We start from the raw sequence: 17073 nt of genomic DNA on the forward strand, positions 1-17073 counted from the left end.
ATGTAATTATAAAACATAACCGTCGTTTTACTGTCAATAGAGAATAGTAATCGCTTACATTTTGAGGGAAAAGGTACTCGTAATGACTGAGGAAAGATTCGCGCACATCGAAAAACCTTGATATATAGAGGTTTTAACGCGATTTAAGGCCGGGGATTTATTAGTAGACTTTTACACTGCTAAGGGTTCATATTATTCTAAAGAAAAATTTACGTAAACGCATACAAATTTGCTGTTGACAACAAATAGGATGACGAATTATCATTAACTCATAAATTGTTTTAGTAAAATCTAAAATGATTTATCAATCACACCACAAACGGGGGAAACAAAATGCGTAAGACTTGGTTTACGGTTTTAGCTCTAATGCTGTCTATAATGTTAGCGCTTACGGCGTGCAGCGGCGGAAATAACAATGAACCGGCCGCAAGCAAGCCAGCGGAAAGCGGAGCTGCCAGCGAAGCTCCGAAAGGCGATGGAAAACCGACTAAAATCGTATTCTGGACATTCCAAGAGCTGCACCAAAAGTATTACGAGGACATGGCTAAAAAATGGAACGAAAAGAACCCGGACAAGCAAATCGAATTCGAAGGCAGCACTTTTCCATATGACGACATGCACAATAAATTGCTCGTCGCTCTTCAAACGGGCGTAGGCGCGCCGGACATGGCGGACATCGAAATCAGTAAATTCGCGAACTACCTGAAAGGTAAGCCGCAGCTTGCGCCGCTTAACGATATCGTTGAACCCGAGCTGAACAACCTGGTTAAATCCCGTTTCGATATCTACGCGAAAGACGGACAATACTACGGCATCGACTACCACGTTGGCGCAGCCGTTATTTACTACAATAAAGAAATTCTTGATAAAGCCGGCGTAAATCCGGACGACATTAAAACTTGGGACGACTACAAAGCAGCCGGCAAAACGGTTCTTGAGAAAACGGGCGTTCCGATGACGACTCTGGAAACGACGGAGCAATGGTCCCTGTGGCCGCTGATCGCTCAACAAGACGGAGACTTCTTGGGCGCGGACGGCAGCGTAACGCTCGATAGCGACGTTAATATCAAAACCGTGCGGTACTTGCAAGACCTCGTAAAAGAGAAAATCGCGATCGGTACTCCGGGCGGTTTCCACCACTCCGAAGAATACTGGGCATTCATGAACAAAGGCGGCGCGGCTTCCATCTGGATGCCGATGTGGTACATGGGCCGTTTCGTAGACAACATGCCTGAATTGAAAGGCAAAATGGTCATTAAACCTATGCCTGCTTGGACGGAAGGCGGAGCGCGTTCCGCCGGTATGGGCGGTACGGGAACGGTCGTAACGCAACAATCCAAAGTTCAAGAGATCACTAAGCAGTTCCTTTCATTCGCGAAACTGTCCAAAGAAGGAAACATCGAGATCTGGAAACAGCTTGGCTTCGATCCGATTCGTTCCGAAGTTTGGGAAGCTCCCGAGCTGAAAGAACCGAACAAATTCACGGATTACTTCGGCCCGGATATCTTCACGATGCTGGCGGGAGTGAAAAACGAAATCAAGCCGGTTAACATCGGCGAGAAAACTCCGGCGATCATCGACGCGGTCAAACGTTCGGTTATGTTCCGTACCTTGAACGACATGGAAGATCCGGCGAAGGTGCTTAAAGAAGTCGCGGAAGAAGTAAGAGCCCAATAATGAAGCGATAAAGAAATAAATCACTAGCCTCGTTAGGTTCGGCCTAGCTTGGCTAGTGGTTCTTTCAAGAAGGGGGATCAACGTGGTGAGCAAACCAACCAGCACCGCGACCGCGAAAGCGCCAGCACCGAGAAAAACCGGCTTTCTGTATAACCAGCGTTATGCGCCTTACGTATTCACGCTGCCATTCGTCCTTACGTTTCTCGTTTTCTTCACGTACCCGGTCATTTCCACGATCCAGATGAGCTTCCAAGAGGTATTACCGGGAGCTACGAAATATATCGGCTTCAAAAATTACGAAAATCTGTTCAATAAGCACTACTACCGAGCAATCTACAACAGCTTGATCTATACCGTTCTAACGTTAGTCGTACTCATTCCGCTTCCGCTGCTGTTCGCGGTTATGCTTAATTCCAGCAAGCTGCCTTTCAAAAACTTTTTCCGCTCGACGTTCTTTATTCCCGCATTGGTTTCCATCGTCGTAGCGGGTACGATATTCCGTCTGATGCTCGGCCAATCCGAAGGCGCCATCGTAAACCAAATCATCGGCCTATTCGGCTTTGAACCGCAGAAATGGCTGGCGGATGCGCGCTTGGGAATGCTCGCCCTCGTATTGATGGCCACCTGGCGTTGGCTCGGCGTAAATATCATCTATTTTCTCTCGGGACTGCAAAGCATTCCGAACGATATCTACGAATCGGCTTCCATCGACGGCGCCACGACGTGGCAAAAATTCATGAAAATTACGGTCCCGTTGCTCAAACCGGTGACTATTTACGTGCTGACCATCAGCATATTCGGCGGCTTGTCGATGTTCATCGAGAGCTTCATGCTATGGAGCGGAAACCGCTCGCCTAAGGATATGGGATTGACCATGGTCGGCTATATTTATCAACAAGGCTTCGAACAGAACAATATGGGCTTCGGATCCGCGATCGGTCTATCCCTGCTGGGATTCACCCTCGTGCTGAACTTGATTCAGCTGAAAGTATTCGGACTCTTCAAGAAGGAGGACTAACCGGTGAAAGAAAAAGTAAAAATCACCCCTTCTTCGATGTTGATGCTGCTTTTGTTTATCGTGGTTACCGTTCTAATGCTTACGCCGTTCTACGCGATAATAGTGGCTTCGCTCAAGCCGGCTAAGCTCGCTATCAGTTCGGGCCTTAGCTACAAGATCGATTGGGAGCTATTCACGTTCGAGAACTATAGGTCCCTGTTCACGGAATCGGCCGATACGTATTTCACTTGGTTCAAGAACAGCATCGTCATTACGATTCTCGCGACAATCTTGTCGCTGTTTCTATCCGCCTTTGTCGGATACGGATTGGCGATGTACGATTTCAAGCTCAAAAACGTCATTTTCGTGGCGATCCTGCTCGTCATGATGGTGCCGATGGAAATCATTATGCTTCCGCTCTACAAGCTGATGATCAGCTTCAAGATGATCAATACGCTGTGGGGGGTTATCATCCCGTTCGCCGTTGCGCCGCTGCCGACCTTCTTCTTCCGGCAATACGCCAGCGGACTGCCCAAAGATTTCATGGACGCGGGCCGCATCGACGGGTGTACGGAATACGGCATGTTCTTCCGCATTTTCATTCCGTTGATGGTGCCGGCATTCGGCGCGATGGTCATTCTGATCGCGCTTAGCAACTGGAACAACTTCCTGTGGCCGCTGCTTATTCTGCGCACGAACGATATGCTTACCATTCCGATCGGGCTCAGCACGCTTCTGACTCCTTACGGAAATAACTATCAAATGCTGATCGCGGGCTCGGTAATGGCTATTCTGCCGATTTTGCTGCTGTTCGTTTTCTTCCAAAGGTACTTTATTTCCGGTCTGACGGTCGGCGGAGTGAAAGGGTAACAGAAACGGACATAGAAAGAGGAGAGCACCATGACATCCACTGTTAAAGCAAAAATGATCGTAGATAAGGAATTTCAAATCTCGCGTATCGATAAAAGAATTTACGGTTCCTTCATCGAGCATCTCGGAAGAGCCGTATACGGCGGCATCTACGAGCCGGACCATCCGGAAGCGGACGAGAACGGGTTCCGCAAGGACGTAATCGAATTGGTGCAAGGGCTGAACGTTCCGATCGTTCGTTATCCCGGAGGCAATATGGTGTCCGGCTATAACTGGGAGGACGGCGTCGGGCCTCTGGCGAACCGTCCTCGCAGGCTGGAGCTTGCGTGGAGGACGATCGAGCCCAATTACGTAGGCACGAACGAATTCGCCGATTGGTGCAAGAAAGTCGGATCCGAGGTGATGATGGCGGTCAACTTGGGGACGCGCGGCATCGAGGAAGCTCGTAATCTGATCGAATATTGCAATCATCCAGGCGGTTCCTATTATAGCGATCTTCGGATTTCCCATGGATACAAGCAGCCTCACAAAATCAAAACTTGGTGCTTGGGCAACGAGATGGACGGGCCATGGCAGATCGGGCACAAGACGATGGACGAATACGGCCGCATCGCGCTGGAGACGGCTAAGGTTATGCGATGGGTCGACCCGGATATCGAGCTTGTCGCATGCGGAAGCTCCAATTCCGGCATGCCTACGTTCCCGCAATGGGAAGCGACGACTCTCGAGCATACGTACGAAGCGGTAGACTATATTTCCCTTCATCAATACTTCGGCAACCGGGATAACGATAGCGCGAACTATTTGGCTCTCTCCTTGGAGATGGATCGGTTTATTAATACGATCATTTCCGTGTGCGACTATATCAAAGCCAAGAAGAGAAGCAAAAAAACGATGAACCTGAGCTTCGACGAATGGAACGTATGGTACCACTCCAACGAAGCCGATAAGAAGATCGATCCTTGGACTATCGCTCCGCCGCAATTGGAGGATATCTATAACTTCGAGGACGCATTGTTGGTAGGAACGTTGCTGATCTCCTTCCTCAAGCGTTCGGATCGCGTCAAGATCGCTTGCCTCGCCCAACTCGTTAACGTTATCGCTCCGATTATGACCGATAACGGAGGCGCGGCATGGAAACAAACGATTTATTATCCTTACATGCACGCCTCCGTATTCGGGCGCGGAATCGCGCTGAATCCGGTTATCGTCTCGGACAAATACGACAGCAAAGACTTTACCGACGTGCCTTATTTGGAAGCGGCGGCCGTCTATAACGACGAAGCGGACGAAGTGGTCGTGTTCGCGGTGAACCGCAGCTTGAACGACGGTTTGGAGCTTTCGTGCGATGTCAGAAGCTTCGCCGGATACCGTATCGCGGAACATATCGTACTGGAGAATCCGAATCTGAAAGCAGTGAACGCCGCCGGCGCGGAGACGGTGAAGCCCCATAGCAACGGCAATGCGAAGCTGAACGACGGAATCGTTAACGCCGTTCTGCCGAAACAATCCTGGAACGTCATTCGGTTACGGAAAGCCGATGCCTAAATATACCTGCAGGAAAGGGGCGGCCTTCATCCTATTGTCGGCCGCTCTTCTAATGGGAGGGTGCTCCGGCGGAGCCGAGATCGCGGAGCCCATCTATCCGTCCGCGCCGATAGACTACCCTCTATATGATTTAAGCAACGTCGATAACGAGCAAGAATGGCGCATAAGCAACGCGCACGACCCCTCGATCATTAAGGTCGGGGACGCGTATTATGTATTTTCCACCGATATCAAAGCCGCCGGTACTCCGCGCCCCGGAATCATGGTTCGTAAATCGAAGGATCTCGTGCAGTGGGAATGGGTCGGCTACGCGCTGAAGGACGGCATTCCTTCGGCTGCTTCCTCATGGACGCAAGCGGCGAATCTATGGGCTCCGGACATCGCGAAGCTGGGAGAGAAGTATTACCTGTACTATTCCGCGTCCGAGTTCGGGACGAATCGCTCTATGATCGGATTGGCTACGAGCACTAGCGTTGAAGGGCCGTGGACGGACGAAGGGGAAGTCGTTAAAACCCGGCAGGGGGATGCTCCGAACGCGATCGACCCTAACGTCGTCATCGACGCGGAAGGCCAGCCCTGGATGGCGTACGGTTCCTTCTTCGGAGGAATTTACGTCGCGCCTCTCGATCCGGCGACAGGGAAGTTCAAAGATCAAGGATTCGGGAAGCGGATCGCGAGCAGAAGCCATCAGACGGAAGAAGGCGCTCTGGAAGGTCCGTATATCATCTATGAGCCGAAGTTCAAAAAGTATTATTTATTTGTTTCCTACGATTCGTTGTTTGCGGATTATAACGTTCGGGTCGGCCGATCGGACGACATCGAAGGGCCTTACGTAGACGTTAACGGGCGGGAGATGAACGATTCTTCTTATGAGCCGCAGCACGAAATCGGGAATAAAGTGCTTGGAGGTTACAGCTTCTCGGAAGGAGAAGGCTGGGTCGCTCCCGGGCACAACTCCATTCTTCGAGACGGAGACAGAAGCTTCATGATCCATCATGCGAGAGGCCAATCCAAAACGTCTTGGGCGTATTTGCACGTTAGGCAAATGCTGTGGACGGAAGACGGCTGGCCCGTCGTATCGCCGGAGAGGTACGCGGGGGAGAAGGTCCAAGCGATTCCGCAATCGTCCATTCCCGGACAATGGGAGCGGATCTATCTAGCGAAGGATAGCAACGGCCGCGTAAAAGGGAAGCCGCTCACGCTGTCGGAGGATGGCGGGGCGGAAGGCGATCCGGGGACCGGCAAATGGAAGCTCGCGGGCGAGCATACGCTTGAAGTGAAATGGACATTGGACAACGGCGAGACGTCCGTGGAGGTTCTCGAGCTATTGCCTTCATGGGATTGGGAGTTGAAGAAATCGACCCTTGCTTTCACCGGATTGTCGTCCGACGGTACCGGAGTGTGGGGGAAGAAAATCTCTTCGGCTAAGTAGGATAAGCAAGAAGCTCAGCGAGATGAAATCATACTAAATAGATAGCGTGGTGTTGAATGATGGAGACTAGAGACAACAATACATTTTCCTCCGGAAGCGACGAGGTTGTGGCCGTCATGACGGAGTTCCGCAATCCGATCGTCGAACAACGGGCCGACCCGTGGGTGTACAAGCATACGGACGGCTACTACTATTTCACGGCTTCGGTGCCGGAGTACGATCGAATCGAATTGCGCAAATCCGCGACGATTCAAGGGATAGAGTCTGCCGTTCCGGTCGTTTGCTGGAGGAAATACGACAGCGGACCTATGAGCGCCAACATTTGGGCCCCGGAAATCCACTATATCGACGGCAAATGGTATATCTATTTCGCGGCGGCGCATACGACGGAGACGAACGAAGGTTTGTTCGATCACCGGATGTACGTGCTGGAGAACGAAGCGGCGGATCCGACGCAAGGAACGTGGACGGAAAAAGGTAAAATCATTACGAAATGGGAATCGTTCGCGTTAGATGCCACGTCGTTCGAGCATAAAGGAATCCGGTACCTCGTATGGGCTCAGAAGGACCCGGACATTAAGGGCAATTCGAACCTCTATATCGCTAAGATGAGCAACCCTTGGACTCTTGAGGGTGAACAGGTAATGATCACCCAACCCGAGTACGATTGGGAAGTCATAGGTTTCTTGGTTAACGAGGGAGCGGGAGTCATTAAGCGCAACGGTAAAATATTCATCAGCTATTCCGCGAGCGCAACCGATCACCACTATTGCATGGGGCTGTTATGGGCGGATGAAAACAGCGATCTTCTGAATCCGGGTAGCTGGAGCAAATCGCCTGCTCCGGTGTTCGAAACGAACGAGACGACCGGACAATACGGCCCCGGCCATAACTGCTTCACCGTATCGGAAGACGGGCTTACGGATATCCTCGTCTATCATGCCCGTAATTACAAAGAGATCGTCGGAGATCCCTTATACGATCCGAATCGGCATACCCGGGCGCAAGCCGTGAGGTGGAATTCGGACGGCATGCCCGAATTCGGTATTCCGGCGGCAGATGCGAAGAAGCGCTAAGGAAATTATTTCGATCGAGAGCCGCGGTGATGTATTCATGCGAAATCAAGGATGGAAGATCGCGTCCGCCTTCATGGCGTTGATCGTGCTTCTATCGTCGGTAGCCGGCTGCGCGAGCAAGCCGGAAGAGCTCCGCGATCCGCTTGTGGAACAACGGGCGGATCCGTGGATATACCTGCATACGGACGGTTATTATTATTTCACGGGCTCGGTCCCGGAATACGATCGCATCGAGCTGAGGCGGGCCAAGAGCTTGAATCGGCTAGCCGATGCGCAGACGGTAGACGTATGGAAGAAACCGGCTAGCGGGCCGATGAGCAAACATATTTGGGCGCCCGAGATCCATTATATCGACGGGAAGTGGTATATCTATTACGCGGCGGCCAGAGAAGACGCTCCGTTCGATCACCGGATTTACGTGCTGGAGAACGAATCGGCCAATCCGCTAGGCGGCAAATGGACCGAGAAGGGGCAGTTAAAGACGAATTGGGAGTCCTTTTCTCTTGATGCTACGACCTTCGAGCACGAGGGGACGCATTATCTCGTCTGGGCGCAGAAGGATCCGAAGATCGAAGGGAACACGAATCTGTACATTGGGATATTGGCTGATCCATGGACGCTGAGAGGGGAGCAAACGCTCATTACGAAGCCGGACCAAGCTTGGGAGCGAATCGGCTTCAAAGTTAACGAAGGGGCCGCGGTTCTGAAACGAAACGGCAAAATCTTCATCAGCTACTCCGGCAGCGCGACGGACTCGAACTATGCGATGGGTTTGCTAACGGCTTCGGATACGAGCGATCTTCTCGATCCGAGGAGCTGGACGAAGTCGGAAGCGCCGGTGTTCTACTCTAACCCCGAGGCGAATCAATTCGGACCGGGACATAATAGCTTTACGACGACGCCGGACGGCAAACAAGATATTATCGTGTACCATGCAAGGCCGTACAAGGATATCGAAGGCGATCCGTTATTCGACCCGAATCGTCATGCGCGCGCGCAGCTTTTCGGCTGGAACGGGGATGGAACTCCGAGTTTCGGGAAGCCGGGGCAGAAAGACTGATTTTTAAACAGAAAGACCGGATTATCGTTCATCGATTATCCGGTCTTTATTTTAAACTATTAGCAAGGCTAAATTTTAGGATGAATGAGGGGGGCTCGCGAAGATGGCGACGACGGAATGGAAATTCGATTTCGGAATCGGCGAGGCGGCGGACGGATATACGAAGGTGACCGCGGAATGCGGATACGATTCAGCGCGAGGTTACGGCTTTACGGACGTATCGCGGGTAACCGCGCGCGATCGTAAAGCGCCCGATGCGTTAAAGCGCGATCTGTGCATTCCCGCGGATACGTCATTCCGGCTAGACGTGCCGAACGGCAATTATGCGGTATCGATAGTGATGGGGGACTGGATCGTACCGGCATGCACGACGCTCAAGGCGAGTCCGGGCAGGCTGTTGATCCGTCATCGCGCCGTATCCGCCGGACAGTTCGTGCGCGAGACGGTCGCGGTATACGTGCGCGACGGTCATATGAACCTATCGTTCTCCGGGCCGGCGCCGAGAGTGAACGCGCTCGAAATCCAGGCGGTTCCTCGTGCGATCAATCTTTATTTGGCGGGAGATTCGACGGTGACCGACCAACCCGAGGAGGGGTTCCCCTATGCCGGTTGGGGGCAGATGCTCCCGGCGTTCCTCAAGCACGATGTCGTCGTCGCCAATCATGCGATGTCCGGCCGAAGCTCGAAGAGCTTCATCGACGAAGACAGGCTGAACGCGATCTTGCAAGAAATCAAAGCCAACGATTACTTGTTCGTTCAATTCGGGCATAACGATCAGAAGACGGACGAAGAGCGATATACCGACCCGTCTACGACTTATAAAAGTTATCTTGAGCAGTATATCGATGGCGCTCGGTCTAAAGGCGCATTCCCGGTGTTGATTACTTCCGTGCATCGGCGCTTCTACGAAGCGGACGGACGGATAAAGGATACTCACGGGCCTTATGCGGAAGCCGTTCGCGAGCTTGCGGCCGAACGGGATGTTCCGTTAATCGATTTGGCCGAGATGAGCAAACGATTGTTCGAGGAGATCGGACCGGAAGAAGCGAAGTCTATCTTCATGTGGGGAGCACCCGGCGAGTTCGCTCATTTCCCCGGCGGTATCGAGGACAATACGCATTTTCAAGAACAGGGAGCGATACGCGTCGCGGAGCTGGTCGTCTCGGGAATTCGGTCGGCCGCGATCTGGCCGCTTGCGATGTATTTAAGATAATCGGCGGTTCGTTGGTAAATGAAACCGCTTGCTTTACAGGGGTAACCGAGGATGTCATACTGTCTATTACTTATTTGGATTGACGGAAAGGATGGCATCCGGCATGCAGAAATGGTTTATTTCCTTTCGGCACATGAAAATCAAGAACAAGCTGTCGATCCTGTTCGCGCTCATTATCGCGGTTACTTTCTCTTTTACGTTTCTCGTTCAGCAATATGCCTTTTCTATTTACGATCAGCAGTTGTACGACAAGTCGTCGCAGGTGCTCAATCTATCCTCGGCCGCGATCGAGACTAAGCTTGGCCGCATCGAGCAGATGTCCTATGACATCATCGCGGACATTCAGCTTCAGAGCCAACTACTGTCCATTAAAAATGCCGATTCCGAATACGATAAGCTTATTTTAAGGCAAAAGCTAATCGATCGGCTTCTGACTTACGCCGGTTCGGAGCCGTCCATATACTCTATTCAGCTGATGGATTCCCATGGCAAAGAGAACGGCGTCGGAAACGTGACCGAGATAGACGCGGCGAAGAGTAGTCGGATCAAGGAGCTGACGAGCGCGGCGGAAGGGGACAATCTGTGGATCTATCCCGACGAGCAAGATCCGGCGCTTATCTCCGCGAGGGAAATTCGTTCGTTCAACAATACGAACTTCGACCTGCAATATCTGGGAACGCTAGTCATTCGGATTAACATCGCGAAGATCGCGCAGCAATATTCCGCCGCGGAAGGGGATTTGATTCTGTTCTCCGGCGAAGAGGTTATTTATCCGAAGGAACCTCTGTTCAGCCTAGCGGAAGTTGACAGCTCCATTCGGTTTCCGAAAGGCTATTTCACTCGGAAAATAGACGGCCATTCGTACTTTATCTCGTACACGAAATCGGCCAATACGGGATGGACGTACTTGAATATCACCCCTTTCAATCAAATTTTCGAACGGGTTATTTTCATTAAAGAGCTTGTCGTCGTCGTGTTCGTCGGGATATTCGCGCTCGTGATGCTGCTCGGAGTCCGGTTCTCCAGAAGCTTGACCCGTCCGATCGACGGTTTGATTGCCCGAATGAAGATGGCCGAGAAAGGGAATTTCGCCGGGGCGCATCTGCAAACGGCGGACGACACCCCGATGTCCATGGACGAGATGGGGCTGCTGCACCGGACGTTCCGGTTGATGGTCGAACGGATTAATACGCTCATTACGGAAAATTACGCAAACCAGCTGCTAATCAAGGAAACGGAATTCAAGGCGTTGCAAGCGCAGATCAACCCTCATTTCTTATATAACACGCTGGAATCGATCAACTGGATCGCCAAGGTGAACAAGCAAACGCAAATTTCGAACATGGTGGAATCGCTGGGTTTCCTGCTGCGCAATTCCATTAACATGAAGGAAGAGATTCTAACCCTTGGCGAAGAGCTTGAGGTCGTTAGAAGCTACGTGACGATTCAGAAGTACCGATTCGACGAAAGGTTGGACTTCAAGCTCGAGGTTCCGAACGGCTTGCTGTACCGCAAGTTGCCGAAGTTGACGCTTCAGCCGCTCTTGGAAAACGCGATTCAATACGCTTTGGAACCGACGATAGGAACAAGCCGTATTGTCGTTCGAGCCGAACTGGAGAACGAAGGCCTCTTGATTACGGTCGAGGATGACGGCCCCGGCATGCCGCAAGATACGCTAATGCGGTTGCGCAGCGGGGATATGAAAGCCAAAGGCAAAGGGATCGGCTTGTTGAACATCGACGAACGGATCAAAATCGCATTCGGGGAGCAATACGGAATCCGGATAGACAGCGCCTTCGGAAACGGCACTCGGGTGATTATTGTCTTGCCGAGGGAAGAGGGGGAGTAATCGATGTACAAAGTGATGCTTGTAGACGACGAGAAGATCATTCTTGACGGCATATCGCAGATGATCGACTGGGCTTCGCTCGGAACGCGGTTGATCGGAACGGCTCCGAACGGAGTAGAGGCCTATGAGAGAATTAAAGAGCTGCTGCCGGATATCGTCGTCAGCGACATTCGGATGCCGGGCATGGACGGACTAGAGCTCGTGGCCGCCGTACATCGGTCTCATCCGGGCATTCGGTTCGTGCTTCTATCCGGCTTCGGGGAATTCGATTATGCCAGTCGCGCCATGCAATACGGCGTCAAGCACTATTTGCTGAAGCCGACGAACGAGAATAAAATCGCCGAGGCGCTGTCGGAAATCGTGGCGGAGATTGAATCGGACGAGCAACGGGAACGATTCGTCAGCGCGATCAAGCAAGGGCTGCAAAAGGCGATACCGCATGTGAAACAACAGGTGTTGAAAGAATTCGTTACGAACAAAACTTACGGAAGCCGGGACTGGGATTATTACCGGGAGCTGTTTCAGTTCGAATTCGAGCGTCCCGTGCGCTTGTTGCTGTTCCAGCTAGAGGGTGCAGTAGAGTTCGAGCACCTGTTCGCGATCAAGAACATTGCCGAGGATCTTTTGGACACGACCTTGCTCAGCACGACGATCGGCGATCACGTGCTCGTTCTAGTCGAAGATACGCTCGAACTGTCGGAGCTGTACCGGCGTATTCATGAGATTCGGGATACGTTCCTTCGTTACTACAAGCTGGACGCGACGATCGCCTTAAGCGAGCCGGATCGGATTACCCAAGCGCGCAGCTTGTATCAGGAAACGTTGCAGAGCTTGAATTACCGGTTCTATCTCGGCGAAGGCGGTTTGATCACGCGCAAGGATACCGGAGCGCGGGGGCCGGAGTTAACGGGACATTTCAACTTCGAGGAAGAGAGGCTGACGATGCCGGTGCAGTCCGGCCATCGGGAAGAGGCGGAACAGGCTTTATCCAGCCTGATGGACGAGCTCATGCACGCCAAGCTCGACATCAACGTGACGAAAACTTATGTCATCCAGCAATTCGTGTCGCTGTTGCGTCTCGGAGACCCGCAACAGATGAACCGTTACTACGGGCGCTTGTCCGAACTCGTGGAGATGAATACGCTGCAAGCGATTCAAGAGCTGCTCGAAAATACGGTCAGGGAGATCGTTCAATACCACTACGAGCGCAACGTGGTTAAGCATACGTCGATCGTTCGCAAGGTCATCGATATCGTCGACGAACAGCTTGGCAACTCCGAATTGTCGCTTAACTTGGTGGCCAGCGAAATGCTATACATGAACGCGGACTATTTAGGCAAGCTGTTCAAGAAGGAAACCGGGGAGAAATTTTCCAACTACGTGGTGAAAGCGCGGATCAAAAAAGCGACGGAATTGATGGCGAAGGATCCCGATATCAAAATTTTCGAAATGGCCGAACTGCTCGGCTTTGGAGATAATCCCCAGTATTTCAGCCAGGTGTTCAAGAAACAAATGGGATGTACTCCGTCCGAATATATGAAGCTTCCGGACAACTCTGGTTTTTGAACAAACAGCACGGTTTTTTGAATTACGCTTTCGGTCTATCCCGCTGATAATAGGAAATGTAAGCACTATCAAAAACTACTCAAGGCTCAGGGGAGGGCTACAAATGAAAAAAGCACTAACGGGGTTAGTAATGCTTGCTTTAATCATTAGCATGATCGGATGCGGCTCCAATAACAACAAAGACGCGGCTAGCTCCGCGCCGGCGGCGTCGTCGCCAGCGGCGAGCTCGGGAGAAGCTTCTCCGGCGGCATCGGACGGCGACAAGAAAGATCCGGTCACTTTGCGCGTTGCCTGGTGGGGCGGCCAAGCTCGGCATGATTATACTTTGAAAGTTATCGAGCTTTACGAATCGCTTAACCCGCACGTAACGATCGAGCCTGAGTATGCTTCTTTCGACGATCACTGGAAAAAGCTCGCTCCGAACGCGGCTGCAGGCAATCTTCCCGACGTCATTCAAATGGACATTTCGTACCTCTCCCAATACGGCGGTCGCGGGCAGCTGGAAGATCTAACTTCCTTCACGCAGAACGGCACTATCGATGTTAGCTCCATTAGCGACGCTTCGTTGTCCGGCGGGAAAATCGGCGACCAATTGTTCGCCATGAACCTTGGTTCCAATGCTCTCTTGGCCGTAGTCGATAAAGCAATGCTGGAAAAAGCCGGCGGTACGATGCCGACGCAAGATTGGAAATGGGAAGACTTCACCAGGCTTGGACCGATTATGAAGGCTCAAGGAAAAATTTTGACGCAAGATCTTCGCCATGACGTGTTCTTCCCGTTCTACTTGAGAAGCCAAGGCCAACATATGTACGCGGCCGACGGCACGAGCTTAGGCTATTCCGACGATAAACCGTTCATCGACTTCTATAATATGTACAAAACGTGGTACGACAACGGCAATCTGTTGTCTCTCGACAAGCTGGCGCAGAAAAAAGGTACGCCTGAAGACGGCGAGCTTGAGCTTGGCAACGCGGTCAGCACATGGGGCTGGTCCAACCAATTCATCCTGTCTTCCAGCGTAGCGAAGCGTCCTTTCGAAATCCTGCCCGTTCCGGGCTGGAACGAGAACAAAGCTTTGTTCTTGAAACCGAGCATGTACTTCTCGATCGCGAAAAATTCGAAAGCCAAAGAAGAAGCGGCGAAATTCATCAACTTCTGGGTTAACGATATCGAAGCGAACAAAATCATCATGGGCGAGCGCGGCGTTCCGGTTTCCTCCAAAGTGAAGGAAGCGTTGAAGCCGAGCTTGACTCCGGATCAAGTGAAAGTATTCGACTATGTTGCATGGGCTGAACAAAACAGCAGCCAAATGGATCCTCCGAACCCAGTGGGAGCGGTCGAAGTCGACAAGCTTCTGAAAGATACGGCCGAACAAATTCTGTACAAGAAGCTGTCCGTTGAAGAAGGCGCGGCTAAGTTCCGCGAAGAAGCGAACAAAATTCTCGCTAAAAACAAAAAATAATAAGCGTACGGAAGGCCGGATCCGCGATATTCGCGGGTTCGGCTTTTTTTTTGTTGTTGTTGCCGCTTGCTCCCGCACCCCGCACCCCGCACCCGCACCCGCCGCGCTCCCGCACCCCGCACCCCGCACGAAGACGCCAAAAGACTAGCGAGTTTTCTCGCTGCGCTAAAATAAATGGATTTATCCATTTATTTCTAGGTTTCAAGGTCAATTCATGCGAAATAACTGTATAAATCCAGTTATTCCATCGGGGGCCTAGTGATTAAGCGTTACATTCTGTTAGTCAGATGCCTCTGCCCGCACGAGTCTTCGCCAAGCGCCGGTACGCCTCACTTACGGTAAACCCCCGCCCCGCCAAGCGCCGGAACGCCTCGATCACGCGAACCCGCCTCTTGACCATGTCGGCTATTTGAACAAAAACAACGGTTTTTTGCATTCAGATGTTCGATTCGGAACTTCATAATAGGAGTATAAGTAAACGCTTTCTAGTCGTAACCGATTCGTCGAGACGAAAGATGCCTTATTCGATGGAACAACGAACCTGACATGCCCAAGGAGCTGAAATCATGAAACTACGCGAGAATAACCATGTGGTGGGCTACTTGTTCGCCTCTCCCTTCATCTTGGGTTTCCTAGTGTTTATCGTTTACCCGGTGTTCTCCTCCCTGTACTACTCCTTTACGGATTATAATCTGCTGGAGGCGCCGAATTGGGTCGGCTTGGACAATTACCGCACGATGTTCACGGATGACGAGAAGTACATGAAATCGATCTCCGTCACTCTTAATTACGTGTTCGCCAGCGTGCCGTTAAGGCTTGCTTTCGCCCTCGGCGTCGCGATGCTTCTTAACAAAGCCATCTCGGGCATCGGACTATATCGCTCGGCTTATTACCTCCCGTCGCTGATCGGCGGCAGCGTCGCCGTATCGATTCTATGGTCGCAAGTGTTCGGGGATCAAGGATTAGTCAACTCCGCGCTGGGCTTGATAGGAATAGACTCGGACACGTCTTGGATCGGGAATCCTTCGACGGCGTTATGGACGTTAATCGCTTTGTCCGTCTGGCAGTTCGGCTCGTCGATGCTGATTTTCCTGGCGGGGCTCAAGAACATCCCTAAAGATTATTACGAAGCCGCGAGCGTGGACGGAGCGAACAAAGTTCGCCAGTTTTTCAAAATTACGCTTCCGCTGCTCAGCCCGATTATTTTGTTTAACTTGATCATGCAGACGATCTCGGCCTTCATGACCTTCACTCCGGCTTACATTATCTCCAGAGGCGAGGGCGGCCCGCTTGATCAGACGCTGCTGTACTCCCTCTATCTGTACAAGAGAGCGTTCGTCTTCTACGAGATGGGCTATGCGTCGGCAATGGCTTGGGTTGCCTTGATCGTAATCGGTATAGTCACTTTGCTGATTTTCCAATCGTCGCGCTACTGGGTTCACTACGAATCGAAAGGAGACAAATAACATGGCGATCTCGCGCAAAAGATGGAAGTCGCTTTCTTATCATCTCCTCGTCGGCGGTTTGGCGCTTTGCATGATCTATCCGATCTTATGGCTGGTTGCCAGCTCCCTTAAGCCTAACGACGAAATTTTCTCGACGGCATACAGCCTCATTCCGAGCCGGCTCGAATGGAACAACTACGAAACCGGTTGGGAGGGCTTTGCCGGCAATTCGTTCGGAACGTTCTTCAAAAACTCGTTTATCATCGTAATCCTCTCGACGATCGGAGCGGTTTGCAGCTCGGGGTTGGTTGCTTACGCGTTCGCGCGCATTCCGTTCTTCGGCAAAGGGTTGTGGTTCGGTTGCATGATGCTGACGTTGATGCTGCCGCGCGACGTGACGATCATCCCGCAATACATCATGTTCTCGGAGTTCGGTTGGCTGCAATCGTTCAAGCCGCTCATCGTGCCGCAGTTTCTAGGCATTCCGTTCTTTATCTTCCTGATCATGCAGTTCATTCGGACGGTTCCGGTGGATCTGGACGAAGCGGCCAAGATCGACGGTTGCAGCAAATACGGCATTTTCTTCAAAATCATCCTGCCGCTTATCGTGCCAGCGCTTATGACGTCCGCTATCTTCTCTTTCTATTGGACGTGGGAGGATTTCCTCCACCCGTTGCTGTATTTGAACAAGCCGGATTTGTACCCGGTATCTCTTGCGCTTAAGTTGTTCCTTGACGGAGAGTCTCTTAACAACTGGGGCGGAATGTTCGCTATGTCGACGCTGTCGCTCGTGCCGGTATTCATCATTTTCTTCGTTTTCCAGAAATATATCGTCGAAGGCATCAGCACAAGCGGATTAAAGGGGTAATTCACATTGG

13 protein-coding genes are annotated in these 17073 nt (G+C 51.7%); all 13 read left to right on the forward strand.

Annotated features, from left to right (window positions below; all coding sequences use genetic code 11):
• Positions 1 to 333 precede the first annotated feature (333 nt).
• The 13 genes from FPL14_RS19645 (at position 334) to FPL14_RS19705 (ending at position 17063) form a co-directional block, all read left to right on the forward strand.
• Positions 334 to 1677, forward strand: coding sequence for an ABC transporter substrate-binding protein (locus tag FPL14_RS19645; protein ID WP_182299367.1), 1344 nt, complete (start codon positions 334 to 336; stop codon positions 1675 to 1677).
• A gap of 82 nt (positions 1678 to 1759) precedes the next feature.
• Positions 1760 to 2695 carry a carbohydrate ABC transporter permease gene (locus FPL14_RS19650; protein ID WP_407644624.1) on the forward strand — a complete coding sequence of 312 codons (936 nt, stop codon included), beginning with the start codon at positions 1760 to 1762 and terminating at the stop codon, positions 2693 to 2695.
• A gap of 36 nt (positions 2696 to 2731) precedes the next feature.
• Positions 2732 to 3544, forward strand: a complete 813-nt coding sequence (locus tag FPL14_RS19655; protein WP_182304070.1) for a carbohydrate ABC transporter permease — start codon at positions 2732 to 2734, stop codon at positions 3542 to 3544.
• Between the two features lie 30 nt (positions 3545 to 3574).
• Positions 3575 to 5092: an arabinosylfuranosidase ArfA gene (arfA, locus tag FPL14_RS19660; protein ID WP_182299369.1), complete on the forward strand. Its 1518-nt coding sequence runs from the start codon at positions 3575 to 3577 to the stop codon at positions 5090 to 5092.
• Positions 5085 to 6524: an arabinan endo-1,5-alpha-L-arabinosidase gene (locus tag FPL14_RS19665; protein ID WP_182299370.1), complete on the forward strand. Its 1440-nt coding sequence runs from the start codon at positions 5085 to 5087 to the stop codon at positions 6522 to 6524. The genes arfA and FPL14_RS19665 overlap by 8 nt, the downstream gene beginning before the upstream one ends.
• Before the next feature lie 116 nt (positions 6525 to 6640).
• The gene (locus FPL14_RS19670; protein ID WP_182304071.1) at positions 6641 to 7600 is read left to right on the forward strand and encodes a glycoside hydrolase family 43 protein; all 960 of its coding nucleotides are present in this window, start codon (positions 6641 to 6643) and stop codon (positions 7598 to 7600) included.
• 73 nt (positions 7601 to 7673) lie between these two features.
• Positions 7674 to 8660, forward strand: a complete 987-nt coding sequence (locus FPL14_RS19675) for a glycoside hydrolase family 43 protein (protein ID WP_182304072.1) — start codon at positions 7674 to 7676, stop codon at positions 8658 to 8660.
• A gap of 103 nt (positions 8661 to 8763) precedes the next feature.
• Positions 8764 to 9873, forward strand: a complete 1110-nt coding sequence (locus tag FPL14_RS19680; protein ID WP_182299371.1) for a rhamnogalacturonan acetylesterase — start codon at positions 8764 to 8766, stop codon at positions 9871 to 9873.
• Positions 9874 to 9976: 103 nt separating this feature from the next.
• Positions 9977 to 11722, forward strand: coding sequence for a cache domain-containing sensor histidine kinase (locus FPL14_RS19685; RefSeq protein ID WP_182299372.1), 1746 nt, complete (start codon positions 9977 to 9979; stop codon positions 11720 to 11722).
• A gap of 3 nt (positions 11723 to 11725) precedes the next feature.
• Positions 11726 to 13288 (forward strand): response regulator transcription factor, encoded by a 1563-nt coding sequence (locus FPL14_RS19690; protein ID WP_182299373.1) that lies wholly within the window; start codon positions 11726 to 11728, stop codon positions 13286 to 13288.
• 103 nt (positions 13289 to 13391) lie between these two features.
• Positions 13392 to 14750, forward strand: a complete 1359-nt coding sequence (locus FPL14_RS19695) for an ABC transporter substrate-binding protein (RefSeq protein ID WP_182299374.1) — start codon at positions 13392 to 13394, stop codon at positions 14748 to 14750.
• 566 nt (positions 14751 to 15316) lie between these two features.
• Positions 15317 to 16216, forward strand: a complete 900-nt coding sequence (locus FPL14_RS19700) for a carbohydrate ABC transporter permease (protein WP_182299375.1) — start codon at positions 15317 to 15319, stop codon at positions 16214 to 16216.
• A gap of 1 nt (position 16217) precedes the next feature.
• Positions 16218 to 17063 carry a carbohydrate ABC transporter permease gene (locus FPL14_RS19705; RefSeq protein WP_182299376.1) on the forward strand — a complete coding sequence of 282 codons (846 nt, stop codon included), beginning with the start codon at positions 16218 to 16220 and terminating at the stop codon, positions 17061 to 17063.
• Positions 17064 to 17073: the final 10 nt, after the last annotated feature.

Origin of the sequence: Cohnella cholangitidis (assembly GCF_014107495.1) — a bacterium.
GTDB classification, from domain to species: domain Bacteria; phylum Bacillota; class Bacilli; order Paenibacillales; family Paenibacillaceae; genus Cohnella; species Cohnella cholangitidis.

What these genes read in the sequence shown, in the direction of transcription:
- FPL14_RS19645 (WP_182299367.1), top strand. Translation starts at nt 334, where the DNA reads ATGCGTAAGACTTGGTTTACGGTTTTAGCTCTAATGCTGTCTATAATG.
- FPL14_RS19655 (WP_182304070.1), top strand. Translation starts at nt 2,732, where the DNA reads ATGTTGATGCTGCTTTTGTTTATCGTGGTTACCGTTCTAATGCTTACG.
- arfA (WP_182299369.1), top strand. Translation starts at nt 3,575, where the DNA reads ATGACATCCACTGTTAAAGCAAAAATGATCGTAGATAAGGAATTTCAA.
- FPL14_RS19665 (WP_182299370.1), top strand. Translation starts at nt 5,085, where the DNA reads ATGCCTAAATATACCTGCAGGAAAGGGGCGGCCTTCATCCTATTGTCG.
- FPL14_RS19670 (WP_182304071.1), top strand. Translation starts at nt 6,641, where the DNA reads ATGACGGAGTTCCGCAATCCGATCGTCGAACAACGGGCCGACCCGTGG.
- FPL14_RS19675 (WP_182304072.1), top strand. Translation starts at nt 7,674, where the DNA reads ATGGCGTTGATCGTGCTTCTATCGTCGGTAGCCGGCTGCGCGAGCAAG.
- FPL14_RS19680 (WP_182299371.1), top strand. Translation starts at nt 8,764, where the DNA reads ATGGCGACGACGGAATGGAAATTCGATTTCGGAATCGGCGAGGCGGCG.
- FPL14_RS19685 (WP_182299372.1), top strand. Translation starts at nt 9,977, where the DNA reads ATGCAGAAATGGTTTATTTCCTTTCGGCACATGAAAATCAAGAACAAG.
- FPL14_RS19690 (WP_182299373.1), top strand. Translation starts at nt 11,726, where the DNA reads ATGTACAAAGTGATGCTTGTAGACGACGAGAAGATCATTCTTGACGGC.
- FPL14_RS19695 (WP_182299374.1), top strand. Translation starts at nt 13,392, where the DNA reads ATGAAAAAAGCACTAACGGGGTTAGTAATGCTTGCTTTAATCATTAGC.
- FPL14_RS19700 (WP_182299375.1), top strand. Translation starts at nt 15,317, where the DNA reads ATGAAACTACGCGAGAATAACCATGTGGTGGGCTACTTGTTCGCCTCT.
- FPL14_RS19705 (WP_182299376.1), top strand. Translation starts at nt 16,218, where the DNA reads ATGGCGATCTCGCGCAAAAGATGGAAGTCGCTTTCTTATCATCTCCTC.